This window comes from Luteibacter sp. E-22 (genome assembly GCF_049913125.1).
Taxonomy (GTDB): domain Bacteria; phylum Pseudomonadota; class Gammaproteobacteria; order Xanthomonadales; family Rhodanobacteraceae; genus Luteibacter.
The window spans coordinates 1,477,018-1,502,020 of sequence record NZ_CP183975.1 but is presented as its reverse complement, the minus strand read 5'-3'; the positions used below and the strand labels follow the sequence as shown (position 1 = coordinate 1,502,020).

Annotated in this window: 23 protein-coding genes; 11 read left to right on the top strand and 12 right to left on the bottom strand. The window is 66.0% G+C overall.

The features are described 5' to 3' along the window. Positions 1-39: 39 nt before the first annotated feature. From tdh to kbl, 3 genes are all read left to right on the top strand, one after another. Positions 40-1,062 (top strand): L-threonine 3-dehydrogenase, encoded by a 1,023-nt coding sequence (tdh, locus tag ACN9M2_RS06595; RefSeq protein ID WP_426287877.1) that lies wholly within the window; start codon positions 40-42, stop codon positions 1,060-1,062. Positions 1,063-1,142: 80 nt separating this feature from the next. Continuing rightward, entirely contained in the window at positions 1,143-4,730 is a 3,588-nt protein-coding gene (locus ACN9M2_RS06590) for a DUF748 domain-containing protein (protein ID WP_426287323.1), read from the top strand. 80 nt (positions 4,731-4,810) lie between these two features. After that, positions 4,811-6,010 carry a glycine C-acetyltransferase gene (gene kbl / locus ACN9M2_RS06585; protein WP_426287322.1) on the top strand — a complete coding sequence of 400 codons (1,200 nt, stop codon included), beginning with the start codon at positions 4,811-4,813 and terminating at the stop codon, positions 6,008-6,010. 68 nt (positions 6,011-6,078) lie between these two features. Here kbl and ACN9M2_RS06580 read toward each other — a convergent pair whose 3' ends face one another. The 4 genes from ACN9M2_RS06580 to ACN9M2_RS06565 all read right to left on the bottom strand — a co-directional run bounded on the left by ACN9M2_RS06580 (position 6,079) and on the right by ACN9M2_RS06565 (position 10,747). Then, on the bottom strand, positions 6,079-6,834 hold the full coding sequence (locus ACN9M2_RS06580) for a pseudouridine synthase (protein ID WP_426287321.1): 756 nt from the start codon (positions 6,832-6,834) through the stop codon (positions 6,079-6,081). Between the two features lie 798 nt (positions 6,835-7,632). Beyond that, positions 7,633-8,337: a C40 family peptidase gene (locus ACN9M2_RS06575; protein WP_426287320.1), complete on the bottom strand. Its 705-nt coding sequence runs from the start codon at positions 8,335-8,337 to the stop codon at positions 7,633-7,635. Positions 8,338-8,600: 263 nt separating this feature from the next. Then, positions 8,601-9,308 (bottom strand): YggS family pyridoxal phosphate-dependent enzyme, encoded by a 708-nt coding sequence (locus ACN9M2_RS06570; protein WP_426287319.1) that lies wholly within the window; start codon positions 9,306-9,308, stop codon positions 8,601-8,603. Then, complete coding sequence (locus ACN9M2_RS06565) at positions 9,305-10,747, bottom strand: M20 family metallopeptidase (RefSeq protein WP_426287318.1); 1,443 nt, start codon at positions 10,745-10,747, stop codon at positions 9,305-9,307. Before ACN9M2_RS06565 ends, ACN9M2_RS06570 begins: the two co-directional genes overlap by 4 nt. A gap of 194 nt (positions 10,748-10,941) precedes the next feature. Here ACN9M2_RS06565 and ACN9M2_RS06560 point away from each other — a divergent pair, with 194 nt between their 5' ends. The 3 genes from ACN9M2_RS06560 to ACN9M2_RS06550 all read left to right on the top strand — a co-directional run bounded on the left by ACN9M2_RS06560 (position 10,942) and on the right by ACN9M2_RS06550 (position 12,402). Next, positions 10,942-11,277, top strand: a complete 336-nt coding sequence (locus ACN9M2_RS06560) for a ComEA family DNA-binding protein (protein ID WP_426287317.1) — start codon at positions 10,942-10,944, stop codon at positions 11,275-11,277. A 105-nt stretch (positions 11,278-11,382) separates the two neighbouring features. Beyond that, entirely contained in the window at positions 11,383-11,844 is a 462-nt protein-coding gene (locus tag ACN9M2_RS06555; protein WP_426287876.1) for an SET domain-containing protein-lysine N-methyltransferase, read from the top strand. A 21-nt stretch (positions 11,845-11,865) separates the two neighbouring features. Then, complete coding sequence (locus ACN9M2_RS06550) at positions 11,866-12,402, top strand: GNAT family N-acetyltransferase (protein WP_306847975.1); 537 nt, start codon at positions 11,866-11,868, stop codon at positions 12,400-12,402. A 9-nt stretch (positions 12,403-12,411) separates the two neighbouring features. Here ACN9M2_RS06550 and ACN9M2_RS06545 read toward each other — a convergent pair whose 3' ends face one another. The 4 genes from ACN9M2_RS06545 to ACN9M2_RS06530 form a co-directional block, all read right to left on the bottom strand. Beyond that, on the bottom strand, positions 12,412-13,323 hold the full coding sequence (locus ACN9M2_RS06545) for a hypothetical protein (RefSeq protein ID WP_426287316.1): 912 nt from the start codon (positions 13,321-13,323) through the stop codon (positions 12,412-12,414). Beyond that, positions 13,320-15,572: a M1 family metallopeptidase gene (locus ACN9M2_RS06540; protein WP_426287315.1), complete on the bottom strand. Its 2,253-nt coding sequence runs from the start codon at positions 15,570-15,572 to the stop codon at positions 13,320-13,322. The genes ACN9M2_RS06545 and ACN9M2_RS06540 overlap by 4 nt, the downstream gene beginning before the upstream one ends. Positions 15,573-15,646: 74 nt before the next feature. Continuing rightward, the gene (locus tag ACN9M2_RS06535) at positions 15,647-16,507 is read right to left on the bottom strand and encodes a 2OG-Fe(II) oxygenase (protein ID WP_426287314.1); all 861 of its coding nucleotides are present in this window, start codon (positions 16,505-16,507) and stop codon (positions 15,647-15,649) included. 139 nt (positions 16,508-16,646) lie between these two features. Beyond that, positions 16,647-16,898: a GIY-YIG nuclease family protein gene (locus ACN9M2_RS06530; protein ID WP_426287313.1), complete on the bottom strand. Its 252-nt coding sequence runs from the start codon at positions 16,896-16,898 to the stop codon at positions 16,647-16,649. Between the two features lie 46 nt (positions 16,899-16,944). Here ACN9M2_RS06530 and ACN9M2_RS06525 point away from each other — a divergent pair, with 46 nt between their 5' ends. Further along, on the top strand, positions 16,945-18,015 hold the full coding sequence (locus ACN9M2_RS06525) for a PLP-dependent aminotransferase family protein (RefSeq protein WP_426287312.1): 1,071 nt from the start codon (positions 16,945-16,947) through the stop codon (positions 18,013-18,015). A gap of 4 nt (positions 18,016-18,019) precedes the next feature. On the opposite strand, the gene ACN9M2_RS06520 is transcribed toward ACN9M2_RS06525, so the two are convergent. Further along, positions 18,020-18,835: a tRNA threonylcarbamoyladenosine dehydratase gene (locus tag ACN9M2_RS06520; protein ID WP_426287311.1), complete on the bottom strand. Its 816-nt coding sequence runs from the start codon at positions 18,833-18,835 to the stop codon at positions 18,020-18,022. Positions 18,836-18,900: 65 nt separating this feature from the next. On the opposite strand from ACN9M2_RS06520, the gene ACN9M2_RS06515 reads away from it, so the two are divergent. The 4 genes from ACN9M2_RS06515 to cqsA all read left to right on the top strand — a co-directional run bounded on the left by ACN9M2_RS06515 (position 18,901) and on the right by cqsA (position 23,290). Continuing rightward, positions 18,901-19,290, top strand: coding sequence for a cytochrome c (locus ACN9M2_RS06515; RefSeq protein WP_426287310.1), 390 nt, complete (start codon positions 18,901-18,903; stop codon positions 19,288-19,290). Positions 19,291-19,336: 46 nt separating this feature from the next. Continuing rightward, on the top strand, positions 19,337-20,713 hold the full coding sequence (locus ACN9M2_RS06510; protein WP_426287309.1) for a sensor histidine kinase: 1,377 nt from the start codon (positions 19,337-19,339) through the stop codon (positions 20,711-20,713). Beyond that, on the top strand, positions 20,713-21,750 hold the full coding sequence (locus ACN9M2_RS06505; RefSeq protein WP_306847883.1) for a response regulator: 1,038 nt from the start codon (positions 20,713-20,715) through the stop codon (positions 21,748-21,750). Before ACN9M2_RS06510 ends, ACN9M2_RS06505 begins: the two co-directional genes overlap by 1 nt. A 274-nt stretch (positions 21,751-22,024) precedes the next feature. Continuing rightward, complete coding sequence (cqsA, locus tag ACN9M2_RS06500; RefSeq protein ID WP_426287308.1) at positions 22,025-23,290, top strand: alpha-hydroxyketone-type quorum-sensing autoinducer synthase; 1,266 nt, start codon at positions 22,025-22,027, stop codon at positions 23,288-23,290. Positions 23,291-23,317: 27 nt separating this feature from the next. Here the strand turns inward: cqsA and ACN9M2_RS06495 are convergent, their stop codons facing one another. From ACN9M2_RS06495 to cspE, 3 genes are all read right to left on the bottom strand, one after another. Continuing rightward, a complete protein-coding gene (locus tag ACN9M2_RS06495; protein ID WP_426287307.1) occupies positions 23,318-23,623 on the bottom strand; it encodes an Mpo1-like protein in 306 nt (101 codons plus the stop codon). A gap of 14 nt (positions 23,624-23,637) precedes the next feature. Next, positions 23,638-24,504 (bottom strand): pirin family protein, encoded by an 867-nt coding sequence (locus ACN9M2_RS06490; protein ID WP_426287306.1) that lies wholly within the window; start codon positions 24,502-24,504, stop codon positions 23,638-23,640. A 99-nt stretch (positions 24,505-24,603) separates the two neighbouring features. Further along, positions 24,604-24,807: a transcription antiterminator/RNA stability regulator CspE gene (gene cspE / locus ACN9M2_RS06485; RefSeq protein ID WP_426287305.1), complete on the bottom strand. Its 204-nt coding sequence runs from the start codon at positions 24,805-24,807 to the stop codon at positions 24,604-24,606. Positions 24,808-25,003: the final 196 nt, after the last annotated feature.

Below are 25,003 nucleotides of genomic sequence, written 5' to 3'. Positions count from 1 at the left end.
CTTCCCCGCACGGAACCCACGAGCCCCATGCAGCAGACGATGAAGGCGCTGGTCAAGCGCAAGCCCGAGCAAGGTATCTGGATGGAAGAAGTTCCGGTGCCGCAGGTCGGCCCGAACGAAGTCCTGATCAAGATCGAGAAGACCGCCATCTGCGGCACCGACCTGCACATCTACAAGTGGGACGAATGGTCCCAGCGTACGATCACGCCCGGCCTCACCATCGGCCACGAGTTCGTCGGCCGCATCGCGGAGATCGGCCCCGGCGTCACCGGCTACAAGGTCGGCGACCGCGTCTCGGCAGAAGGCCACATCGTTTGCGGCCATTGCCGCAACTGCCGCGCGGGGCGCCAGCACCTGTGCCCGAACACCTTCGGCATCGGCGTGAACCGTAACGGCGCCTTCGCCGAGTACATGACCATGCCGGCCTCGAACCTGTGGCCGATCCCCGACCAGATTCCGTCGGAACTGGCCGCGTTCTTCGATCCCTACGGCAACGCCGCGCATTGCGCGCTGGAGTTCGACCTGATCGGTGAGGACGTGCTCATCACCGGCGCCGGCCCGATCGGCATCATCGCCGCCGGTATCGCCAAGCATGTGGGCGCCCGCAACGTCGTGGTCACCGACATCAACGATTACCGTTTGAAGCTGGCCGCCGACATGGGTGCCACCCGCGTGGTCAACGTATCCAAGCAGTCCCTCAAGGACACCGTGAAAGACCTGCACATCGAAGGTTTCGACGTGGGCCTGGAGATGAGCGGCAACCCGCGCGCCTTCGGCGACATGCTCGACTGCATGTACCACGGCGGCAAGATCGCCATGCTGGGCATCATGCCGCGCGGCGCGGGCATCGACTGGGACAAGGTGATCTTCAAGGGCCTCACCCTGCAGGGCATCTACGGTCGCCGCATGTACGAGACCTGGTACAAGATGACCCAGATGGTGCTGACCGGCTTTCCGCTGCAGAAGGTGCTTACGCACCAGATCGCGATCGACGACTTCCAGAAGGGCTTCGACCTGATGGACGCGGGCAACTGCGGCAAGGTCGTCTGCTCTTGGACCTGATCCGCGTCGCCTGACCACGCTCTCACCAGCGCCCCCGCCGGGTACACTGCCCCGGGGGCCATGAGGTGAGGAGCGGCGGTATGGAAACACTCAAGACGCGCAGCATGGTGCACTTGCGCAAGGGCCGCGAACGCGCCCGCACCATCTATCGATCACGCCGGACCCGACGCATCACCGTCGGCGTGTTGATCGCCCTCGTCATTTTTGGCTTGCTCGGCTTCTTCGCCGCGCCGCCACTGATCCGCTCGCAGGTCGAGTCGCGCGCCAGCGCGGCGCTGGGCCGGCCAGTCACCCTCGGCTCGATCAGCCTCAACCCGTTCACCTTGAAGCTGACCGCCGAGCGACTGCACATCGGCGAGCGCGACGGCAAGTCGCCCTTCGTCGATATCGAGCGACTGACGGCGAACGCTTCGTGGGCCTCGCTGTTCCGTGCCGCCCCGATCCTCGATGAACTGCGCATCGACGGGCCCCGCATCCACCTGCAACGCAGCGCGCCGCAGCGTTTCAATTTTTCGGACATCCTCGAGCGCTTCGCGACGGACCCCGCCGCCCCCGACACGGGCCCGGCCAGGTTCGCGCTATCCAATATCGCCGTACACGGTGGGCAGGTCGATTTCGACGATCGCGTACTCGATGCATCCCACCGCCTCGATCACATCGAAATCGGCATTCCCTTCATCGCCAGCCTGCCCAGCGCCACGGACATCTTCGTGCAGCCGTTGCTGGCGATGAACGTGGACGGTAGCCCGCTGCGCGTGCAAGGGCAGACCAAGCCATTCGCCAGCAGCCGCGAATCCATGGTCAGTTTCCGGCTCGAACAGTTGGACCTGCCCCGCTATCTCGGTTTCGTGCCGACTCCGTTACCTGTCGCCGTGCCGGCCGGAAAACTGTCCGGCCTGCTCGACCTGCGTTTCACGATGAACGAGGACAAGCCGCGCGTGGTGTTGAGCGGACGCCTGATCATCGACGGCCTGCAGGTGAACGACAAGAGTGGAGCCTCGCTCGTCGCGCTCGGCCATGGCGATATGGCGCTTACGGCCCTCGAACCGCTGACCTCCCGCTACCGCTTAGGCACCGTGGCCATCGATGGTCTCGACATGCGGTATGCGCGCCTTCCCGGCGGCCGAAGCAATATCGACGCGCTGACGGCACCCTCGCCCGCCACGGCGAAGGACTCGCCAGCGACGGACGTACGCATCGACACCATCACGCTCAAGAATTCGCGGATCGAGTACGCGGATCTCGCGGCGCCGGTACCGGCGCGTCTGGTGCTCGACGGCGTGCAAGGCAGCCTGCACGGGCTCAGCACGGTGGCCGCGCCCGTGGCCTTGCTCGATATCGCCGCGCGGATGGCCGGCGGTACGGTCACCACGCAAGGCAAGCTGGACCTCGCCGCGGCCCGCTATGCGGGTACGTTCTCGCTGGCGAACGTGTCGCTCGCGGCATTGATGCCACTGACACCGCCACTGCTTGATGCCGACATCACCGGTGGCGACGTCGCCGCCAACGGCGACCTGGCGCTGGACTGGCACGACGCAGCCATCGTCCGCATCGCTCATGCCAAGGCCAAGCTGGACGGTTTCCGGCTCGTACCACGCAACGGCCGCGCTTCCCCCGTCACCTGGAAATCCGTGGCGGCATCGATCGCACTGGTCGATCTCGGCACTAGCGAAGCACGCCTGGACCAGCTCACGCTCGATGGCCTGACGCTCGACCTGCGACGCCTCGCCAACGGCAACCTCGACCTTGCCGGTATCGTGAAGACGCCTGCGGCGGCGGCCAAGCCCGCCGCTCCGTCCGCCGCCTGGCGCTGGAGCATCGCCCATCTCGGCCTGAGCGACGGATCGGTCACGCTGCGCGACGCCAAGGCGGCGGGCAAGCGCAATGCGATCACGATGCTGGCGACCTCGTTCGGCATCGACGGACTGTCCAACGACATGAGCCGCCCCCTCGCCCTGGACCTGAAAGGCAATCTCGGCAAGGGCACGTTCGCGGTCACCGGCAAGGTGAAACCCCAGCCTCTCGATGCGGACCTGCGGGTGAAGACCACGCGGCTCGACGTTGCTCCACTGCAATCGCTAGTCAGCGTACCGTTGAACGTGCGCGTGGACAGCGGCCTGCTCAGCCTCGACGGACAGGTTCGCTACAACGATCGCGGCAACGCGCCCGCCCGGATCGCCTATCGCGGCCAGGCCACGCTTGGTCGCGTGCGTGTGCTGGACAAACTGACCGACGCCGACTTCCTGCGCTGGACCTCGCTCAGCGCCACCGGCATGGTCATCCGCATGGGCGAGGCCGCGCCTCATGTCGCCATCGGCGGCCTGGCGCTCGATGACTTCTACGCCCGCGTCATCATCAACGCGAATGGACGGCTGAACCTCCAGGACGTCGTCGCCAATCCCGAGGCACCCGGGGCGGTGTCGGTCACTCAGGCGCAAGCCACGCCCGCGCAGGCCGCACCGACGGCCGAGCCGCCTGCCGCCACGCCGGCCACGCCGCCCGCGGACATCCGCATCGGCCAGGTCACCCTGACCAAGGGCCATCTCAATTACACCGACAACTTCATCAAGCCCAACTACACGGCGGATGTGACGCAACTGACCGGCAGGAGCGGCGCTTTCGGTACGGACGGCGGCTCACCGCCCGCGGATCTGACCCTGCAGGGCCAGCTCGACGACAACGCGCCGGTGGACATCGCCGGCACGATCAATCCGCTGGCGCCGGTGGCCTCCCTCGACATCACGGCCAAGGCGGAGGGCATCCAGCTCGCCAACCTCTCGCCGTACTCGGGCAAGTACGCCGGTTACCCGATCACCAAGGGGCGGCTCAACGTCGATGTGCACTACCTGCTCGACCAGCGCAAGCTGACCGCGGACAACCATATCTTCATCGACCAGCTGACCTTCGGCGACAGGCTCGAAGGTCCCGGGATCAGCCATCTGCCGGTGAAGCTGGCGGTGGCGCTGCTGAAGGACTCCCAGGGTCGCATCGATGTACGCGTACCCGTGTCCGGCTCGCTGGACGATCCGCATTTCAGCTTGGGCGGCCTGATCTGGCGCGCCATCGGCAACCTGATCGTGAAAGCGGTGACCTCTCCTTTCCGCCTGCTCGCCTCGGCGGGTGGTGGCCGCGAGGACCTCGGCTACGTGGAGTTCGCTCCCGGGTCCGCCGTGCTCGACGCGACCGCGCAGGCGAAGCTGGCCGACATCGTCAAGGTCTTGGCCGACAAGCCTTCGATCAGCCTCGACATCGTCGGCCGCATCGATCCCGCGAAGGACGAATCCGGCCTCCGCACCGTCATGGTCGACGACCTGATCCACCAGGAGCAGGTCGCCGACAAGGAAGACGACACGACGCCACCGACCGCCGCCGAGCAGGAAAAATACCTGGAACGGGCCTACCGCCATGCATCGTTCCCCAAGCCAAAGAACATGATCGGGCTGACCAAGTCGCAACCACCGGAGGAAATGCGCACGTTGATGGAAACCAACATGCCGGTCGACGCCGACGCCCTGCGCCACCTGGCGGAACGCCGGGCCAATGCGGTCCGCCAGTGGCTGCAGGGCAAGACGGACGACAAGCGGGTCTTCGTCGTGGCGCCCAAGACGGACGCCAAGGGCATCGATGACGGCGGCAAGACGACCCGGGTGGATTTCGGTCTGCACTGACGCCTCCCTGGATCGAGGTTTTCTCATTCGTGCAAAGGCCTCACAATCGGGAGATTCCTCCGTCCCCGGAAACTTCCGCCATGACCTACCCCGGCCAAACCCGTTTCGCCAGCGAACTCGACGCCATCCGCGAGCAGGGCTTGTTCAAGAACGAGCGCATCATCGTTTCCCCGCAATCGGCGGAGATCGAGCTGGAAGGCGGCCGGAAGGTCCTCAATTTCTGTGCGAACAACTACCTGGGGCTGGCCGACCATCCCCAGGTGATCCAGGCGGCCAAGGACGCGTTGGACACGCACGGTTTCGGCATGGCCAGCGTGCGCTTCATCTGCGGCACGCAGGATCTGCACAAGGAACTGGAGCGCAAGATCGCCGACTTCTTCGGCAAGGAGGACACGATCCTCTATGCCGCCTGCTTCGACGCCAACGGTGGGCTGTTCGAGCCGCTGCTGGGCGAGGAAGACGCGATCATCTCCGATGCGCTGAATCACGCCTCGATCATCGATGGCATCCGCCTGTGCAAGGCCAAGCGTTTTCGCTACGCCAATTGCGACATGGCCGACCTGGAGGCACAGTTGCAGGCGGCCGACGCCGCGGGCGCCCGGACCAAGCTCATCACCACCGACGGCGCGTTCTCGATGGACGGCTTCGTCGCGCCCCTCGCCGAGATCACGGCCCTCGCGCGCAAGTACAACGCTCTGGTCCACATCGACGAATGCCATTGCACGGGCTTCCTCGGCGAGACCGGCCGCGGCTCCGCCGAACTGCACGGCGTGCTCGACAAGATAGACATCATCACCGGAACCCTTGGCAAGGCCCTCGGCGGCGCGCTCGGCGGCTTCACCACGGGCCGTCGCGAAGTGATCGAACTGCTGCGCCAGCGGTCCCGTCCCTACCTGTTCTCCAACTCGCTGCCACCGCATGTGGTGGCCGCGGGCAGCAAGGTGTTCGACATGCTCGCCGCCGCCGGCGACCTGCGTGAACGGGTGAAGGAGAACACCCGCTACTTCCGCGAGAAGATGACCGAAGCAGGCTTCGACATTCGCCCCGGACAGCACCCGATCGTCCCTGTGATGATCTACGACGCGAAGCAGGCGCAGGCCATGGCGGCGGAATTGCTCGACGAAGGCATCTACGTCACCGGCTTCTTCTTCCCCGTGGTGCCACAGGGCAAGGCGCGCATCCGCACGCAGATGAGCGCCGCGCATACGCGCGAGCATCTGGACAAGGCCATCGCGGCGTTCACCAAGGTGGGCAGGAAGCTGGGTGTGCTGAAGGACTGAGGTCTGGCGTGGAGGGGCCGCTTCGCTGATGGAAAGCGATCGCGGCCAGGCCGTTTCCCACCAAGGCGCTACGAGGTGGGAAGCGGCCTCCGCAATCCCGCCACTTCCTCCTCACCCAAATGCCGCCACTGCCCCTTGGCCAGCTCGCCAAGCGCCAGATTGCCGATCGAGACCCTCACCAACCGCAGCACGTCGAAACCAAGGGCCGCCAGCAAGCGCCGGATATGCCGGTTGCGCCCCTCGTCGAGGGTGACTTCCAGCCACGCGTTGCGCTCGCCCTGGCGCAGCAGCGACGCGGCACCGGCACGCAAGGTCTCACCCGTGTCGACCACGCCTTCGCACATCGCGGCGATCGTCGCCGCATCCGGCTGTCCCGCCACCTGCACGTGGTAGGTCTTGGGCACGTGGGTCGCCGGCTCGGTGATTCCGGCGGCCCAGGCCGTGTCATTCGACAACAGGAGCAATCCTTCACTGGCCTTGTCCAACCTCCCCACGGGACCCAGCCAGGGAAGCCCCGCTCCTTCGAGCAGCGAGTACACCGTGTCACGCCCCTTCTCATCCGCAGCCGACACGACGATGCCGCGCGGCTTGTTCATCGCGATGTAAACGGGCGCCGCCGCCTGCGTCGCCCCGCCGTCCAGTTCGATCCGCTCGTGTCCCGAGATGGGGAATTCGGGGTCCCGAACGATCCGCCCATCCACCCGCACTCGTCCTTCCCGCGCCAGCCGCTCACCCTGGCTGCGCGAGCAGATACCGCGCTTGGAAAGCACGCGGGCGAGGCCGAACACGGGAGTGGCGGTGCGACGCGGACGTGATGTCGGCATGCGGGGCGGCTGGCGGGGCATGCGTCAAGGATAGTGGCTGGCGGGCAAAGCTTCATCGTTGGTGTTTTGGAGAGCGATTTGAGGGCTCGGCTTCGCCCTCGCGTTTGGGGGTGTGGGGGTGGAGCCGTCGGCCGCCACCCTCGTCGCCCTGGTGGGAGCCGACTTTGTCGGCGATCCCGCGGCAGCGGGCCCGGTCGAGGCAAGCACCCATCGCCGACAGAGTCGGCTCCCACCAGGGTGCAGTGATCCAACAGGGGGCGGTGCTTTGTGGTGTGTCGCGGTGCGTGTGGCGGTGCGCAGTGTGCGCTGTGCGCTGTCCGGCGTGCGACAACCTTCGCTCTTTCCCCTCAACCCACCGCAGTCGTGACTGAGCTGCCGGGCGTCCCCCTCGGCGCGCCATGAGGCGCCGAGGACGGACGGGCGGAAAAGGCCCGCAGGGGATCGGCCTGGACGGCCGATCGTTTTCGCTGAGGCAGGAGCCGAATCGAAAACCCCCGCCCGACCGTCCGGGCCCGCCGGGGCGCAGTCATCGGACATGGCCGCGCAGCGGCTTCCTTCCCCAAGGGACGGCGCCGCCTGGCGCGCCGAGGGGGACGCCCGGCAGCTCTCCCGCGAGCCACACAACGAACGCGAGGGCGAAGCCGAGCCCGATGAAACGCGGAGCACTGGCCCACTGCCGCGGGATCGCCGACAAAGTCGGCTCCCACCAGACAGGGCAAGGTCGGCTCCCACCGGAAGGCCAAAAAAAACGGCATGCCGGAGCATGCCGTTTCGGAAATATGCGTTGAAGGGTGCCCGTCAGATCTTTGCGATGCCTTCGGGACGCTTGGCGCCGACGAAGTGCTTGGCCCAGTAGGCCTCGTTGAGGCTGTCGACACGGACGGTCTTGCCCGCCGACGGCGAATGGATGAACTGGCCGTTGTCGATGTAGATGCCTACGTGCGACACGGCTTTGCCGCGTGTGCGGAAGAAGACCAGGTCGCCCGTCTTCATCTCGCTGCGCTTGACCTTCAGGCCGGCGAGGAACTGGCTGGCCGAATTGGTCGGAAGATCGAGACCGATGCTGTGCATGAACACGTAGCGGACGAAGCCGCTGCAATCGAAGCCGGTGGACGGAGCACGGCCACCACGGTGATAGCGGATATCACGCAACTTCATCGCGAAGGCGAGAAGCGCCTCCCGTGCATGACCGTCGACGTGGCCGGCCAGTTTGGCGGTGGCGGCGGCGACGAGGCTATCGTCGTCATCGTCGGCGGTGGCATCGTCGTTGGCGGCGATCTGGCTGGCGGCGGCGGGAGCCGCGGGTGCGATCAGCGAGGAGGCATCGGGAACAGCGGACTGGGCGAGCGCGGTGGCCGGGGCGAACACCGGCAGGTCGGTCAGGAGGAGTGCGGCGGATTGGTCGAGGCCCTGCGGAACAGTGACCGTGTCGGCGATGACGGGTGTTACGGCGGCGATACAAAACGTGGCTAACGCGAGAGCGGTCAGTCGCTTTAAATGCATGAGCGAAAAGGCCTATTCATCGTGAAGTTAAGCCGCCGTGAAGGTGAGACGACCGTGAACGAGGGGTGAAGTTACCAAACCGGATTCAACAAGTTGTTCGCATAAGGTTAAAAACGGTCATTCCTAGGAAACATTCAGAGAAGTCGCAGGAAACTGCGGTCCGCAGGACTAATTCCTGAATGGACATAAGGACTTACTTTCACCTATGTGATGAGCCGGGGCGCCATCACGGCGGGGCGGTTACCGAATTTGTGCATCAGGTCTCACATTGGCTTGTAGGACCTTGCTCCGAAGATCGCGCTGCCGATACGCACCTCGGTGCTGCCCTCCGCGATCGCGAGCGCGAAATCGCCACTCATGCCCATGGACAGACGGTCGGCGGGATGGCCGGCGTCACGCGCCCTGTCACGAAGACGATACAGGGTACGAAAACAGGCCCTCACGACGGCTTCGTCCGGCGAGGCTTCGGCGAGCGTCATCAGTCCCTGTAGCCGAAGCGAAGAAAAGGCCTTCAACGCGTCGAGGAATCCGGGAAGGGCCTCCGGTGCCAGTCCGAACTTGCTTTCTTCCCGCGAGGTTTTCACCTGGACGAGCACGTCGATGCCCCGGCCCCGCGCCTGCAGGGCTTTATCCAACGCCATGGCGAGGTCCAGCCGATCCAGCGACTGCACCTCGGCGGCAAGCTTCGTCACCGCCTTGGCCTTGTTGGTCTGCAGGTGGCCTATCACGACCCAGTCGAGCCGCTCGTCGGCCAGCCCCGCGGCCTTGGCCTGGATTTCCTGCACCTTGTTCTCGCCGAAACGACGCAGGCCCAACCCCACCGCCTCGCGCACCACGTCCTCGCCGAAGGTCTTGCTGACAGGCAGCAGGGTCACCTCGGCCGGGTCGCGGCCGGCCTCGCGGCAAGCCGCGGCGATCGACCCGCGCACCACCGCGAGACGCGCGGCCAGCGTGCCGGCGTCGTCGGTCATGCCTTCGCCGCTTCCTGGAAGTGACGCGCCACGACATCGGCCACGACCATGCTCACGCGCTTGCCCGTCGGAATGTGCAGAAACTCGTTCGGCCCGTGGGCATTCGAGTGCGGACCGAGCACGCCCGTGATGAGGAACTGCGCCTGCGGAAATTTCTCACCGAGCATGCCCATGAAGGGAATGCTGCCGCCTTCGCCCATATAGGCCGCCGGTGCGCCGAAGTAGTGCTCCGAGGCCTTCGCGACGGCTTCTTCGAGCCAGGGCGACAGCGCCGGCGCGTTCCAGCCGCTGCCGTCCTTCTCGAGGTCGAAGGTGACCTTCGCGCCATACGGCGGGTCCTTCTCAAGCAACTGCTTGAGGAACTTGCCCGCTTCCGCGCCGGACAGGGTCGGCGGCACGCGCAGGCTGAGTTTCACCGAAGTCTTCGGGCGCAGCACGTTGCCGGCGCTGTCGAGCGCGGGCATGCCGCCGACACCGGTGACGGCGAGCTGGGGGCGCCATGTGCGGTTGAGCACGAGTTCGGCGAGATCATCGGTCACCGGCTTCATGCCTTCGACGAAGGGGAACTTGTCGTACACGTCGGTACCTAGCACTTCGGCCGACCGCCGCGCCTGCTCCAGACGCTGCGGCGGGATATCGACGTAGAGTTCCGGCGGCACGATCGCGCCCGTCCGCGGATTCTCCAGGCGGTTGAGGATCTCGCGAAGGATGCGGAAGCTCGAAGGCACCACGCCCGAGGCGTCGCCGGAATGGACGCCCTCTTCCAGCACCTGCACCGTCAGGTTGCCACCGGTCATGCCACGCAACGACGTGGTCAGCCAGAGCTGGTCGTAGTTGCCGCAGCCCGAGTCGAGGCAGACCACGAGCGCGGGATTGCCGATGCGGCCGGCCAGGTGGTCCACGTAGTACGGCAGGTCGTAGCTGCCGGATTCCTCGCAGGCCTCGATGAGGATCACGCAGCGCGCGTGCGGCACACCCTGGTCGCGCAGCGCGAGCAGCGCAGCCAGCGACCCGAAGATGGCGTAACCGTCGTCCGCGCCACCGCGGCCGTAGAGCTTGTCGCCCTTCAATACGGGCGTCCACGGACCGAGTCCTTCGGACCACCCCGTCATCTCTGGCTGCTTGTCGAGGTGGCCGTAGAGCACGACGGTTTCATCCGTGCCCTTGCCCTGCGCGCCCTGAGCGGGCACGTCGATGTAGATCAGCGGCGTACGGCCTTCCAGGCGGATGACTTCCAGCGACGCGCCTTCGAGCGCGGACAGCTTCGAGCGCGCCCACGATTCCATCAACGCCACCGCCTGGTCCATGTAGCCATGTTCCCGCCACTGCGCGTCGAACATCGGCGACTTGTTCGGGATACGGATGTACTCGACCAGCTGCGGGACGATTTCCGCGTCCCAGAGGCCGCTGACGAAGGAAGAAATGCGGGAGGTATCCATGGCGGACCGGACTCGTTGGGCAAAGGACGATTGTAACAGCGACGACGGCGGCGCCTTCGGCGATGTCGGCACAACCACGGCACGCGTAACGGTATCGCCTCACCCGGATTTCATCTTCGCGCCAGTTCGCGTCAACCCTGGCACGACGCAGAGTGCCCCTGCGTCGTCCGACGCTGCCCAAGAGGAAAATCCACGTGAACAGTCATCTCGCCACCCTCGCCGCGCTCGCCTTGCTGCTGCTCGCCCCGCTCGCCATCGCGTCCTCGCCCGTGAACATCAACACCGCCGACGCACCGACCCTCGCGCAGTCGCTGGACGGCGTCGGGCTGGCCAAGGCCCAGGCGATCATCGCCTGGCGCGAGGCGAACGGTGCCTTCGAATCGGCGGACCAGCTCGCCGAGGTGAAGGGCATCGGCGCGTCGCTGGTCGAGCGCAACCGTGACGCCATCCAGGTGGACGATGGCAAGGCGGCCAGGAAAACCAGGGCGGCCAGGCCGTCCAAGGCCAAGTCGGGCGCCGAGGAAGACTGAGCCCCTCCCCTTCGCCACTACCGCCGCCGGCCGAACGCGCTACACTCGCGCCCCATGCCGGCGGCGCACTTGCGCCCCCGCCAGGAACAGGGGCTTGATGATCCAATGATCCTGCCGCGTTACCGTATCGCCGATTCCGCCATCCCTGGCGCCGGCAAGGGTTTGTTCGTCGACGAATTCGTGGCCGCCGGGCGTGTCGTCACCGCCCCGGACCAGATCGATCGCACGCATGCCTGGGCCGAGGTCATGGCCTCTCCGACGCTGTCCGCCGACCTGCATGCCGCCGCGCGCTGGTTCGAGGACCGCTACACCGTTTCGCCCGAATGGCCGGACGAGTGCTACGTGAACCATAGCTTCGAACCCACCGGCCTGTGGCACCTGGGCTTCATCTTCGCTGCGAAGGACCTCTCGCAAGGCACTGAAATTACGGTGGATTACCGTCATCTCCTTGCTCCAGGGCAGGATGAAAGCTTCCAAGACGCGGCCACTGGTGAGAAAATAACCGGCTTGTCCTGGCAGGAAAGCCTCGCGCTGAGCACTCACGCTCTGGCTCGACTGCTCGGCTGACACTTGGTCACTTCGATGGCAATTGCAGACATTCCCGTTCTGGAAACACCGCGCCTGCGGCTCACCGCCCTTACCGAACGCCATTTCGACGATTACGCGGCCATGCTCGCGGACGCCGAAAGCACGCGCTGGATCGGTGACGGGCAGCCACTCGACCGGATGAACGCGTGGCGCTCGATGGCCATGCTGCTCGGCCATTGGGCACTGCGCGGGTGCGGCATGTGGGCGATCGAACTGAAGGACACCGGCGAATTCATCGGCCGGGCCGGCCTGATGAAGCCTGAAGGCTGGCCCGACCTCGAACTGGGCTGGATGCTCAAGCCCGAACACCGTCACCATGGCTATGCCACCGAAGCGGGTGAAGCCATCCTCGATTTCGCCTGGAAGCAGATGCATGCCCAGCGTGTGATCAGCCTGGTGCGCATCGGCAACGAAGCCTCCGACCACGTCGCCGAACGCCTGGGTGGCGAGCACATCGACAACATCGATTTCCTCGGCGGCGCGACGCACCTGTTCGCGTACTACCCGCCGCACCGTGAAGTGCGCCGCGCCGGCTGAAGTGTCCCCTTACAGCGCCGGCGCGAAGTCCGTGCGGCGGCGGCGATGCGGATTCACCGCCACCAGCCCGGCCAGCGCCAGCAGGCGTGACGTGCGCATCCACGCCACGACGGCCACGCCGAGCTGGACGATCAAGATACCCACCAGGAGTCCGCTACCCGCACCGGCGGTATGTCCCCGCCAGGCGGCGATGAACACCGCCAGGACGCCGCCCACCAGGGTGATTGTCAGGTAGACGAAAACGCTCGCAAAGGGGCGGCGGACGAACTGCATGAAGCCCCTGCCCAACGCGCGGAAGGCCGAACGCAAGCCGACGTCGGCAATGAACTGCGCGCGAGCCGATTCGACGATCGCCTGCGCGATCACGAAAAACAGCAAGCCGACCCCCAGCGCACCGTGTTGGTACAGGTCGGCGGTCGAGGGCAGGAACGCGGCATCGACCTTGCGTTCCGCGAACGTGGACGCACCCTGCGTCACCAGGACGAACAAGCCATAAGGGACCAGGGACAGGATCATCAGGCGAAGCATGCGTCCGTATTCCATCGCCCCGCCTTGAAGCAGGCCGCCAAAGCCGAGTGCCCGGTTCGCGCGGCCACCGGCCACCGCCATGCCGGTCAGGAAGGGCGATATCGCCAGCGTCAGCAGGACCCCTGCCAGGAAGGCCATGCCCGTCCATCCATTGGCATCGCGCAAGGCGGAGAAGACATCGGAGAACATCAGTCCGTCGAAGTGCGCCGCCCACGTATCGGCACGTACCGAATACCCGAGCAGACGGTCGAGCACCTTCCACAGCGGCAAGGCGACCACCATGGTCGGCAGCAAGGTGATCAGTATCCACAACAGCACCAGCCGCCATTGCAGGCCGCCGAGTGCGCCATGGCCGATGGCCGCGAGGGCCGAGCGTTTCTGACGGTCGTTCATAGCGTCACCAGGAAGGCGTAGAGGCCCTGCAGCAGGGCCGCGAAATCGGCACCCCAACGATTCGATGCGGCGTGGTTGGCGTCCACGGTACGGCTGTCGTCGAGCTTGTTCGCGTCCAGGTAGATCTTCCTGTCAGGATCGAGTTCGGCCGACGTGCCCTTCACCGGCTTGGTGAAGACGAAGCGGGCCCAGCGACGGTCGTCGTCCCAGTGGACGGTCTCGACCGATCCGTCCGAGAACGACACCTTGAGCGTCTGCGGCGCGCGCGCGCCGTCTCGCCACACCGTTACCGTCGTCTTCCACGGGAAGGGACCGGTACCATCGGCCGCATCGGGATGCGCGTCCTTCCATGCGTCTCGCTGTTTCGACACCGCCTCGTCGTTCTGCTCGGACGACAGTTCGACGCGATGGCCGTCCTTGATCGTGGTTCCCGCGAGCGGCAACACTTCCTCGCTGACGATCTCTTTCACGCGGTCGTCGATACGCGCGGTGCCATAGACGTACTGGTCGAATACCTGCGCCACGACGTCGGGTTTTCCCGAGACCTCGGCGATCGAAGCCTGGAGGTCGGCGATCGACGGATGGCGGAAGTGCCATCTCGCGTAGTACTGGCGATATGCCTTCTCCGTCACGTCCTTGCCGAGGCGTTCCTCCAGGTCGTGCATGGCCGTGGCGGTGCGCGAGTACACCGTGCCGTAGTCGGCGCTGGAGAGGCGGTCCCACGCGTTCTGCCCGAGGGGATCGGAGGGACGCGGCAGCAAGGCGAACATCCGTTCGAGCGCGAACGCGTCCATCGGCGCTTCCACGCCAAAGAACTGCCACAGCGGCTTGGTCAGGTACACCCGCTGCTTGCGTTCGCGCAGCATGCGGTCGTCCCAGTATTCGTTGAGGCCTTCGTCGAGCATCGGTTCCTCGAATTCATTCGAGGCGAGCAAGCCGTAGAAATAGCCATGGCCGAACTCGTGGATGGTCACGAAGTCGAGAATGTATTCGTCGAGCGTCTTCGGCTTCACCTCGGTGAAGCTGTCCGCGGTGAAGAACGTGGGGTACTCCATGCCGCCCGCTTCGGACGCGTTGAACGGCGGTACCACGGCGGTCACCGTCTTGTAGGGATAGGGGCCCAGTGTCGACGAGAAGTAACCGAGCGAATCGATGGCTGCCTTCAAGACGGGTTTCGCGCTCGCCTCGTACTCGGGTGGATAGACCACCTTTACCTTCACGGGCGGGCTGCCCGGACCGGTGTACCCGCCCTCCAGCGTCTTGTAGCCGGGCGCGGCCATCCAGGCGAAGTCGTGGACGTCGGCCTGGGCGAAATGCCAGGTCAGTTCGTTGCCTTCGGGAATGGGATCGCCCTGCTGCTCGCCGACGGCCGCCACCACGTAATCGCGGGGTACGGTCATGCGAACGTCGTATTCACCGAAGTCCGCATAGAACTCACTGTTGAAATGGAATTCGTGCACGTTCCAGCGCGGCTCGGTGGCCCCTCGCTCACCAGGCAGTTCCAGCACGCCGATCTTGGGAAACCACTGGCCGACGAGGTGGAACTTGCCGACGTAGCCGGTCCGCTCGATCACGCGTGGCAACTGGCTGTGGAAGTTCATGTCCAGCGTGACGCTTCCGCCCGCCGGGACCGGCCGCGCCAGGTCGACGCGAACCACGGTATGGTCGGTATCGGGGCCGCCATCCGGATGGACGTAACGCCATTTGAGCGCCGCGCCGTCCTGCTCCACATTGCCCAGGTCGATGTAGCCCCACTCGCCTTTTTTCACCTCGGCGACGCCACGCGAGCCACCATGGGCGGCAAGGACACGCCGTTCGGTAAAGAAGGTGCTCCCCTCGCCCTCGAAGGCATTGAGATAGAGGTGCAGGAACACCGCGTCGACGGGCCGGTCGCTCCGATTGCGCCAGGTCAGCTGCTGCTGGCCGTCCACGGTGTGTTTCCCCGGATCGAGACGAGCCTGTATCCGATAGGACACGACGCGATCGGACAGCGTCGCCTCGCTACCGGTGCGCGGTCCGCCCCAGGCGGTCGGCGCACTGGGCGTGCGTACGAAAGCGGCATGCGCCGAGGCAAAAGGAATCTCGGCCGGCTCGGTCGCCACGACAGCCGGTGCGGCGACCGTGGCTCCGGTGGCGGGGACCGGCGCGGCCGGCCGGACTGGTGCAGGCTCCTGCGCCCATGCGCCCGGGGCGCACGCGAGTGCGCCAAGCGCGACGAAACGAACGACTCTGGCTGCCTGACGGCGCATCGATCGACCCTCCCCTTGAAGCCGGTGAGATTGCGGGCTGTGGCGTGGGCCGGATATAGGCCAGAGGTCACGGTTCAGCCAGGAAACGACCGCTCGCGCATCCACTTGGTGAGGATCCACTTCTCGCCGCGGATCACGGGTGCCCCGCCATGCAACGACAATGGATCGAGCGATCCGTCGGGCGCCCTGTACTCGAAATACAGGGCCTGCCCCTTGCGCGGCACATAGCTGAAATCGATCCGGGGGAAGACGGTTTCGCCACCGGCCTCGACATCGTTGAGGTACATGATCAGGGTCGAGACGCGCTGGCCGCCGTTCTTCAGGTGTGACTGGCTGCCCGGATCGTCCGGCGGGAAGAAATCGAAATGGGGCACGTATTGGGCGCCGACGCCATAACGCATGGCCTGCAGGCCCTCCCCTTGGTCCTCGGCCGTCCGCATGATCGCGGCGGCGCGCGCGTCGACGCGAGCGATCAGCTCGTTCTCCGAACGCCCGAAGTTGGCACCTTCGCTCGTCCGGATGTCCTGCACGACGCCGAGACCGGTACCTGGGCTGACCACCTCGGAGCGAGCCAGGCGCGTGGTGGCCAGGCTGCGCAGCTGGTCGCATTCGACCGGGTCCAGCACGCCATCGAGCACGGCGATGGTCGGACGGGACACCCGCACGAGCACGCGTATGCCGCGATCGCCCACATAGAGGACATGACCATCTTCAAGGCGGCTGCTGAACGCGGCCGGCTCGGGCGCCTCCGCCGGCTGCCGCGGGGCGATGCCGCCGAACAGGGCCTCGGCGATCGCGTCGCGTGCCGCCCATTCGTCGAAGCGATTTTGTTTCATGATCCCGAGGACGTCGGCGGGAGCGTGGCCGGCGGCAAGCGACTCGCCGATCCAGCGGTACCAATCCGGGGTAATTTTCGTGTGCAGGCGAGCTTCCATGGCATGGCCTCCTTACGTCTGTGGAATTCCGTTTCTCGTCGAGCTGCTCATCCTATGCCAGTCCAACGTCGACGGGTACCCCATACCCCGCCGGCCCGGGTCCGGTCGATGCTCCCATGGCGCGCGCCGACGGGCGGAGCTATATGCTGTCCTGGGCGTTCAGCCAGGCCAGCTTCCTCGCCTTCGGCAGGCGTTTCACCTCGTACTCGGCCTTCGACGCGGCCGAGCGGTCGGCGAAAGGGCGAAAGCCCAGCAACCGCACCGGCGGATTGGCCCGTGTGTAACGCGCTCCCTTGCCCGCCACATGGGCGGCATAGCGCGCGTCGAGGTCGTTGGTGATCCCCGCATACCATGCGCCGTTCCGGCATTCGATCAGATAGACGCACCACATGGCAGCGAAGCCTAGCAGCCCTGACGGGGGCCCCTACAATGCGGCCATGGAACCCAGCTACAACCTGGCGGTCAACCTCCCCCTTCGCGGAAGCGTCGTGACCCGCCTTCGCGCCGCGCTGGCCACCGTGCCGGTGGACGCCGAGTCGCTCGCGTATCCCGATCCCGCCGGCGCCCTGTGGATCAGGAAGGCGATCGCGCGCTGGCTCGAACGCGTAGGAGGACACGGTCCGGTCGACCCCCTGCTCATCGCCCTGACGATCGGCGCGCGGCACGCGCTCGCCCTCGCCCTGGCCGCGTCCGCCGCCGGAAGGCATCCGGCCATCCTCATCGAGGAACACACGTACCATGGCGTCCGTCGCATGGCGCGGCACTTCGGCACGCGTTGCGTCGACGTGGCGATGGACCGGGATGGCATGAGGCCCGATGCCTTGATGCAGGCGGCCATGCGATCCCGCGCCCGGGCCCTGTATGTCCAGCCCACGTTGCAGAACCCGACGACGGCGACCATGCCGCTGGAGCGGCGCCTGGACATCGTGGAGGTCGCGGAGCGCCTTGGCCTGACCATCGTCGAGGGCGACGTCTACTCACCGCTGCATCGGCCGGTGCGCGAGGGCCTGCCGCCACTTGCCCGCCTCGCTCCCCACCGAACCGTACACTGCGGCGGCATCGGCAAGATCCTCGGCCCGGGCCTGCGGGTCGGCTGGATGTTGCACGCCGACACGGCGACGCAGGCGGTTACATCGGCCAGCATCCAGCTCGAGCAGGACGGCCTGCCAGCGCTTCCGCCCTCCATCGTCGCCCGCTGGATGGACGACGGCACGGCGGAGACACTACTCGACGAACTGACCGTCGCCATGGCGTCGCGCGCCGGAATGGCGCGTCGGATCATCGGCGAAAGCCTGGTCGCATCCGGAAGCGGTCTGCACGCGTGGCTTCCGCTGCCAGACGCGCCCGCCATGGAGAAACGCCTCCTCGCACGCGGCGTCCACGTCGCCGCGTCGAAGCACTTCGTCGGCGCGGGACGGCAGGCGGCCGGCATCCGCCTTGCCATGGGCGCCGAGGAAGATCCGGACCGGCTCGAAGAGGCACTAAGGATCGTCGCCGCCGAACGCTGAAGGTTCAGCCCCGTACCGATGTCAGTTTTTCGAGTGCCTTCCCTACCGCCGCGAAGGCGAACGCCCCGGTCACGTGCGTGGCCGCGCCCAATCCGCCGCCGCAGTCGAGCTTGAGCGCATCGCCGCCCGGCGGACGCACCCCACAGACACTCCCGTCAGCCTGCGGATAGCGCACGTTCTGCAGTGAGTAGACCGCGGAAACGCCGAAGAAGCGGTCCGGGTTGCGGGGGAATCCATGTTCCTGGCGAAGTTTCTTCCGGATCATGCTGAGCATGGCGTCGTGCTCGGTCCGCGAAAGGTCGCGCACGCGGATCTGGGTAGGGTCGGTACGTCCGCCCGCCGCGCCGACGGTGACCAGCGGGACCTTGCGCCGGCGACACCAGACGATGGTCTCGAGCTTGACCTTGAGCGCGTCGCAGGCGTCGATCACCACGTCGTAATGGCGGTCGAGCAGGTCGTCGAGGGTCGACGGGGTGAGGAAACGCTCCACCGCTTCGAGACGGATGGTCGGGCTGATCGCATGCGCGCGCTCGGCGATGACACCCACCTTGGGTTTCCCGTATTGGCCGTCCAGCGCATGCAGCTGGCGGTTCGTATTGGAGAGGCAGACGTCATCGCCGTCGATCAGGGTGAGCCGGCCTACGCCGCTTCGGGCGAGGGCCTCGGCCGCCCACGAGCCCACCCCACCCACGCCGATCACGCAAACGTGTGCTTGGGCCAGCCGGTCCAGGCTGCCGCGGCCATATAACCGCTCGATGCCGGCGAAACGTTCTGCCTGGGCCGTGCTCACATGGGTCTCGATGGGGAAATCCGTGTTCATTGTCTCATATCGAAAGAATGGGACCGTCGGCTATGCTGACGGCCTCGTGCTGCCATGGATCTCCGATGCGCCCGTTGCTACTCGTCATCCTCGGACTCGTGGTCGGCGCGATGGGGGCCACCTTCGCCTTGTCCGCGCTGCGGCAGGGAACGCCATTCCACCTCGGGGTGATGGCGGTCATGCAGCACCACATGGGTGTCCTGCGCGCCAACGTGCGGGCGAACCAGTGCGATGCCAAGGGTTCACTGGCCCACCTGTCGCGCATGCGGGAAAACGCCGGGGATGTCCGCGAGGCATTCCCCGGCATGGACGCGCCCTTCTACGGCGGAGGGGACAAGCTCGTCGCGGCGCTCGACGACGCCATCTCCCATGCCCCTGGCAGCTGTGCGGCCCTGACCGGCGTGCTCGCCCCCATCGGCGAGGCCTGCCAGGCCTGCCACCAGCAGTACCGATGAACGCGTTCGCTCGCCCCTCGAACCACTGACGGACGCCAAGCCGCCCATGTCCACGCCTCCGGACAATTCGACCCGACCGCGACAGTTCTTCCGCATGCAATTGTGGCTGCTGCTGCGTGCGATGGCCCGGTTCGAAACGACGATGTTCCTGCGCACGCGTTATTCGCAGCCGAAAATGGTCGCGATCGGCGTGGTCGGCAGTTTTTCCCTTGCCGTGTACTACCCGGTGTGGGCGTACCTGTTCCCGCAGCCGTACGAGAACCTGCCCATGCGGCTGCTTTGCAGCGCCACCTTCATCCCGCTGGCCCTGTTGCCGTGGTGGCCGCGACGCCTGCGCACCCACCTGCCGACGTACTGGTACTTCGCGATGACCGTGGCGATGCCGTTCTTCGTCGGCTACATGACCTTGCGCAACGCCACGCCCGCGTGGCTCATGACCCACCTCGCCTGCGTGATGCTGCTGATGATGCTGTTCGACATCGCCAGCTTCCTCGTGGTGTTCACCCTGGGCAGCCTGATCGCCGCGCTGGTGTTCGCGCTCTCGCCGGAGGCGCACCTGCACACCCAGACCATGCTCGAGTACATCCCGCTCCTGCTGTTCGCGATGGTCGGCGGCGCCACCTGCACCGTGTCGTCCAACATGGCAGAACAGTCGAGGATCGATGCCTTGACGGCCGCCTCCAACAACATCGCCCATGAGCTGCGCACCCCCCTGGGTTCCCTGCGCATCGCCGCCCGCGCCGTCGCCCGCTTCATGCCCGACCTGCTCCGCAGCCACCGGCTGGCCGAGAGCCAGGGGCTGCCCGTGCCCGACGTGCGCGCACAGAACCTGCACGCGCTGGAGCGCAGCATCGGCGTGATGGAGCGCGAGGTCACCTACGCGAACACCATCATCGACATGCTGCTGCTCTCCGCCCGACCGATCGGCGAGGTACCCCTCACCTCGCTGGGGGCACGCGAATGCGTGGAGCAGGCCCTGCGCCGCTTCCCTTATGGCTCGCGCGCGGAGCGCGAAAGGATCACTCTGTCACCCACGGGCGATTTTCGCCTGCTCGGGGAGGAAGCGCTCGTGGTCCATGTGCTCTTCAATTTGCTGCGCAACGCCCTTTTCCACATCGACCGTGCGGGCAAGGGGGAGATCGGGGTGTACATCGAGCCGGACGAGCAATCCAACCGGATCCGTGTCCTCGACACCGGCCCGGGCATCCCGCCGGACGTGCTTCCGCGGATCTTCAACCGCTTTTATTCCTATTCCAGCGACAGCGCCGGGAGCGGGACGATCACCGGACTCGGCATAGGTCTCGCTTTTTGTCGCGCGGCGATGGAGCATATGGGCGGTGGCATCGCATGCCGTACCAACCTGGGTGAATTCACTGAATTCACCCTTACCTTCCCGCATCCGGAGACCGGGGACCGGCAGTGATGACGCTGAACTCACAGGGCGATATCCAGCCCTTCCATTTCCCGACCACGACGGTACTCGTGGACGACCACGAGGAATACCTCGACGTCGTTCCGTTACTGCTCGACCCGATGGTGCGGGTGCGCACGTTCAGTTCCCCACGCAGCGCCCTGGCCACGCTCGGCAACAACGGTAGCCGCCCCGTGCCTGGCGGCGGCTGGCTTTACCGCTGGAAAGACCGTCCCTCGGAAACGCAGGAACTGGTCGCCCTGGACATCGACTCGATCCACCGGGTGGTCTACGACCCCGAGCGGTTCGCCGAGATCTCCGTGGTGGTGGTCGACCAGGCCATGCCCGAGATGGATGGCATCACCTTCTGCAAGCGCTTGCCGAATCCGCATATCGGCAAGATCCTGCTGACCGGCCGCGCCGACGACGCGACGGCCATCGACGCCTTCAATTCCGGGGTGATCGACCGCTTCATCCGGAAGAACGACCCGCTCGCGATCGAAAAACTGCAGACCGCCATCACCGAACTGCAGCATCGCTACTTCGAACGCGCCAGCGCCTTCGTCGCCGAGACCCTGGCCCTGGGCAATTTCCGTTTCCTGCGAGACCCGGCGTTCCGCGAAGTCCTGCAGAGCGTCACGGCCACGTTCCAGCCGGTGGAATGCTACGTGCACTGCAATCCCACCGGCCTGCTCCTGGTCGACGCGTGGGGCATCGGCCGTTTCCTCCTGGTCCAGACGGATGAAGACCTGCGCACGCACTATGAAATTGCGGCAGATCTGGGGGCGCCGGCCACGGTCCTGGAAGCCCTGCGCAGTGGCGAGGCCCTGCCCTGGTTCAATTCACGGGACGGCTTCTACCACAAGGGCGTCAGCCACCCCGAATCCCACCTGTACCCGGCAACGGCCATTTCCGGCGAACAGTGGTACTACTACGCTCTCATCGACGACGTGGAGCGATTCCGCCTGCAGCATGTGAAGTCATACCGCACATGGCTACGCGAGCAGGACCTGAGCCTGGCCGCCGACAGCAGGCCGCGCTTCATCTAGCCGGGCCCTGAATCCAAACGAGTTCACCTTCCCGTGGCGGAGCTTCCGGCGCGCGCGGTAGCCGTTTGGTCCGAAAATCCGTGGTCACGTTCGGACCACCCGGTCCCTACGACGTCTCTCTGGTAATGGCATGAGGCAGGGGCTCCGCGCGACGGTGCCCTGGTAGGACGCCTCCCTCTCTAACGAATTCGCGTCTGCCTGGGCGAGGCCGACGCATGCCGCTCTCTTGGGCGGTCCTGAATTCGCCCATCCATTCACCAGAGAGAGATGAACCATGGAAAACGTTTCCGTCCTGCACCGCCCTGCCAAGGCACCCGCGCTTCCTGACTTCGTCGCGCGAAGGGTCGATCGATTTCACAACGAACGCGTGGCGGTCGATTGGGGTGGCCGTCACATTTTGAGGGGCCGGCGGCCGCACGACGGCGACCTCATGCTCCAGAGCAACGACTACCTCGCTATCGCGGGGCATCCCGCGATCGTCGAGGCGCAACGTACCTCCCTGGCCGAAGGAGGCCTGGGAATGATGATGTCGGCGCTGTTCCAGCAGGATGCCGGACAGCCGTTGCATCGCGTGGAAGCCGAGTTGGCGCGAGCGGTCGGCAGCGAGGACGGTATCCTCGCCCAATCCGGTTTCGCGGCCAACGTGGGCCTCATCCAGTCCATCGCCATGGAACGCGTACCGGTGTACGTCGACATGCTGGCCCATGCATCGCTGTGGGAAGGCATCCGCAGTGCGGGCGCCAAGGCAGTGTCGGTGCTGCACAACGACGTGGCCCACCTCGAACGGCAGGTATTGCGTAACGGCCAGGGCGTGATCGTCGTCGATGCGGTCTACAGCACCAATGGAAGCGTGGCGCCGCTGGTCGAGATCGCGCGCGTGGCCCAGGAGCACGGTTGCGTCCTCGTCGTGGACGAGTCCCATTCGCTCGGCACGCACGGGCGCCGCGGCGAAGGCCTCGTGGCCAGCCTTGGCCTCAACGATCGCGTGCACTTCATCACGGCGAGCCTGGCCAAGGCCTACTGCTCGCGTGCGGGCTTCATCGCCTGCACGGCGCACTTCAAGGACTACTTCGGCTGCGAGGCGCTACCCGCGATTTTCAGTTCGTCCCTGCTGCCCCATGAACTGGCCGGCCTCTCGGCCGCGCATCGGGTCGTCCAGGCCGAGGGCTGGCGCAGGCGCCGGCTGCGCGGGATCACCCGTCATGTGCGCCGTGAACTGACCGCGCTGGGCTACCCCATCGGGGACGGCACCGAGCAGATCGTCGCGTTCGAGGCGGGGCAGGAAATCCTGACAGGACGCGTGCGCGACATCATGGAGCGCCACGGCGTGTTCGGCTCGGTGTTCAGCGCGCCGGCGACGACGGTCAGCCGTTCACTGCTGCGATTGACCCTGAACGCCGGCATGAGCGACACGGACGTGGAAAGACTGGTCGAGGTGTGCCGGTTGGCCCGTGGTGAGATGGCGATCGATTCGTGGAGCGCGGCGCGGCGCGCGCAGCGTGAATGCCATCGCCAGGAAGCCCCCGCCGAGGTCGCGTGATGGACGCCCGGCCCGACTCCGGCAAGCTCAGCGCAACGATACGCGCCCGCGCAAGATGTCGACGAACATCACCCAGTCGCCCATGAGGCTGTAGATCGGATGGCGAAAGGTCGCCGGCCGGTTTTTCTCGAACACGAAGTGCCCGATCCAGGCGAAACCGTAGCCACCGGCCAGCGCCAGCACCAACCATCGGAGCTGGCCGGTGGCGACGAGCATGACCAGCGCCGCCAGTACGACCCAACTGCCGGCGAAATGGAGCCGGCGGCAACGCACGTCGGTGTGCTCGCCGAGGTAGTAGGGATAGAACTCACGGAAACTGGTGAACCTGGCCATGTCCCGTACTCCGCTCAATAAGTGGGGAGGGGAATCCGTTCGTATTCGTCGCCGGGCACGACCGGGAAGCGGCCCGCGGACCAGTCGGCCTTGGCGGCCTCGATCAACTCGTTCGAACTGGCCACGAAGTTCCACCACAGGTGCCGCTCGCCATCGAGTGGCGCGCCGCCGAACAACATCACCAGCGATCGCTCCTTCGCTTCCAGCACCGGGGGCTCGCCCTCGTGCGCCACGGCCATGTCCAGCGCCGCGAGGTCGGTCTCGCCGAAGCGTGCGGCACCCTCGACCACATAGGCGCCCCATTCCGCATGCTGCGCCGGCATCGACAGACGGGCGCCCTTCTCGAGGCGTGCCTCGACGAAGAACATGGGAGCGAAGACACGTACCGGCGACGTCTCGCCGAAGGCATCGCCTGCGATGACGACGAGCCGGGCGCCATCACGCTCCACCTTCGGCAACTCGGCCGCGGCGTGGTGATGGAATTCCGGGTCGACCCCTTCGTGCGACTTCGGCAAGGCCACCCATACCTGGATGCCGTGCAGGTTGCCGCCGTGCCGCGCCTCCGGCGGGGTGCGCTCGGAATGCACGATGCCGCGGCCGGCCGTCATCCAGTTCACGTCACCCGGATGGATGTCCACCGCGCTGCCGAGGCTGTCGCGATGGCGGATCACGCCGTCGAACAGCCACGTGACGGTGGCGAGGCCGATATGCGGATGCGGACGAACATCGAGTCCCGCGTCGTCGGCGAACGCCGCGGGGCCCATCTGGTCGAAGAATACGAAGGGTCCGACGTGCCGCGCCTTCAGGTGCGGAAGCATGCGCCGTACGACGAATCCGTTGCCGAGATCGCGCGGCTTGCCGTCGATGGGGATGGTGGTCATGGGTGGCTCCGCGGGACACGCAGAAGCTCCTCCGGCGCGGCTGCGCCGAAGGAGCGGAAGTCATGCAAGGACGGGTGGCTCAATGCCAACCCGAACGAATCACTTCGGCATGACGTTATCCGCCTGCGGGCCCTTCTGGCCCTGGGTCACGGTGTATTCCACCTTCTGGCCTTCCTGCAGCGACTTGAAGCCGTTGCCCTGGATGGAACGGAAATGCACGAACACATCCGGACCACCTTCATCCTGGGTGATGAAGCCAAAGCCCTTGGCGTCGTTGAACCACTTCACAGTACCTGTTGCCATCACACACACCTCTATCCAACACTCGAAAACCGGCTCGCGAGCCGGCGACTTACTGGGAATGCAGGACCGGGTGAAGCGATGGAGCGTCAGACTGCTCGCTTACATCGGGTCACTCTCGTGACCGCGCAGACACAGTGGATCAGATAATAACCACATTTTTCGGAAGTTCTGTAGGGGAACCCCTACAGAGGACGAT

Excerpts from the sequence above, each read along its gene's own strand:
- tdh (WP_426287877.1), top strand. The coding sequence starts at position 40 with ATGAAGGCGCTGGTCAAGCGCAAGCCCGAGCAAGGTATCTGGATGGAA.
- ACN9M2_RS06590 (WP_426287323.1), top strand. The coding sequence starts at position 1,143 with ATGGAAACACTCAAGACGCGCAGCATGGTGCACTTGCGCAAGGGCCGC.
- kbl (WP_426287322.1), top strand. The coding sequence starts at position 4,811 with ATGACCTACCCCGGCCAAACCCGTTTCGCCAGCGAACTCGACGCCATC.
- ACN9M2_RS06580 (WP_426287321.1), bottom strand. The coding sequence starts at position 6,834 with ATGCCGACATCACGTCCGCGTCGCACCGCCACTCCCGTGTTCGGCCTC.
- ACN9M2_RS06575 (WP_426287320.1), bottom strand. The coding sequence starts at position 8,337 with ATGCATTTAAAGCGACTGACCGCTCTCGCGTTAGCCACGTTTTGTATC.
- ACN9M2_RS06570 (WP_426287319.1), bottom strand. The coding sequence starts at position 9,308 with ATGACCGACGACGCCGGCACGCTGGCCGCGCGTCTCGCGGTGGTGCGC.
- ACN9M2_RS06565 (WP_426287318.1), bottom strand. The coding sequence starts at position 10,747 with ATGGATACCTCCCGCATTTCTTCCTTCGTCAGCGGCCTCTGGGACGCG.
- ACN9M2_RS06555 (WP_426287876.1), top strand. The coding sequence starts at position 11,383 with ATGATCCTGCCGCGTTACCGTATCGCCGATTCCGCCATCCCTGGCGCC.
- ACN9M2_RS06545 (WP_426287316.1), bottom strand. The coding sequence starts at position 13,323 with ATGAACGACCGTCAGAAACGCTCGGCCCTCGCGGCCATCGGCCATGGC.
- ACN9M2_RS06540 (WP_426287315.1), bottom strand. The coding sequence starts at position 15,572 with ATGCGCCGTCAGGCAGCCAGAGTCGTTCGTTTCGTCGCGCTTGGCGCA.
- ACN9M2_RS06535 (WP_426287314.1), bottom strand. The coding sequence starts at position 16,507 with ATGGAAGCTCGCCTGCACACGAAAATTACCCCGGATTGGTACCGCTGG.
- ACN9M2_RS06530 (WP_426287313.1), bottom strand. The coding sequence starts at position 16,898 with ATGTGGTGCGTCTATCTGATCGAATGCCGGAACGGCGCATGGTATGCG.
- ACN9M2_RS06525 (WP_426287312.1), top strand. The coding sequence starts at position 16,945 with ATGGAACCCAGCTACAACCTGGCGGTCAACCTCCCCCTTCGCGGAAGC.
- ACN9M2_RS06520 (WP_426287311.1), bottom strand. The coding sequence starts at position 18,835 with ATGAACACGGATTTCCCCATCGAGACCCATGTGAGCACGGCCCAGGCA.
- ACN9M2_RS06515 (WP_426287310.1), top strand. The coding sequence starts at position 18,901 with ATGCGCCCGTTGCTACTCGTCATCCTCGGACTCGTGGTCGGCGCGATG.
- ACN9M2_RS06510 (WP_426287309.1), top strand. The coding sequence starts at position 19,337 with ATGTCCACGCCTCCGGACAATTCGACCCGACCGCGACAGTTCTTCCGC.
- ACN9M2_RS06505 (WP_306847883.1), top strand. The coding sequence starts at position 20,713 with ATGACGCTGAACTCACAGGGCGATATCCAGCCCTTCCATTTCCCGACC.
- cqsA (WP_426287308.1), top strand. The coding sequence starts at position 22,025 with ATGGAAAACGTTTCCGTCCTGCACCGCCCTGCCAAGGCACCCGCGCTT.
- ACN9M2_RS06495 (WP_426287307.1), bottom strand. The coding sequence starts at position 23,623 with ATGGCCAGGTTCACCAGTTTCCGTGAGTTCTATCCCTACTACCTCGGC.
- ACN9M2_RS06490 (WP_426287306.1), bottom strand. The coding sequence starts at position 24,504 with ATGACCACCATCCCCATCGACGGCAAGCCGCGCGATCTCGGCAACGGA.
- cspE (WP_426287305.1), bottom strand. The coding sequence starts at position 24,807 with ATGGCAACAGGTACTGTGAAGTGGTTCAACGACGCCAAGGGCTTTGGC.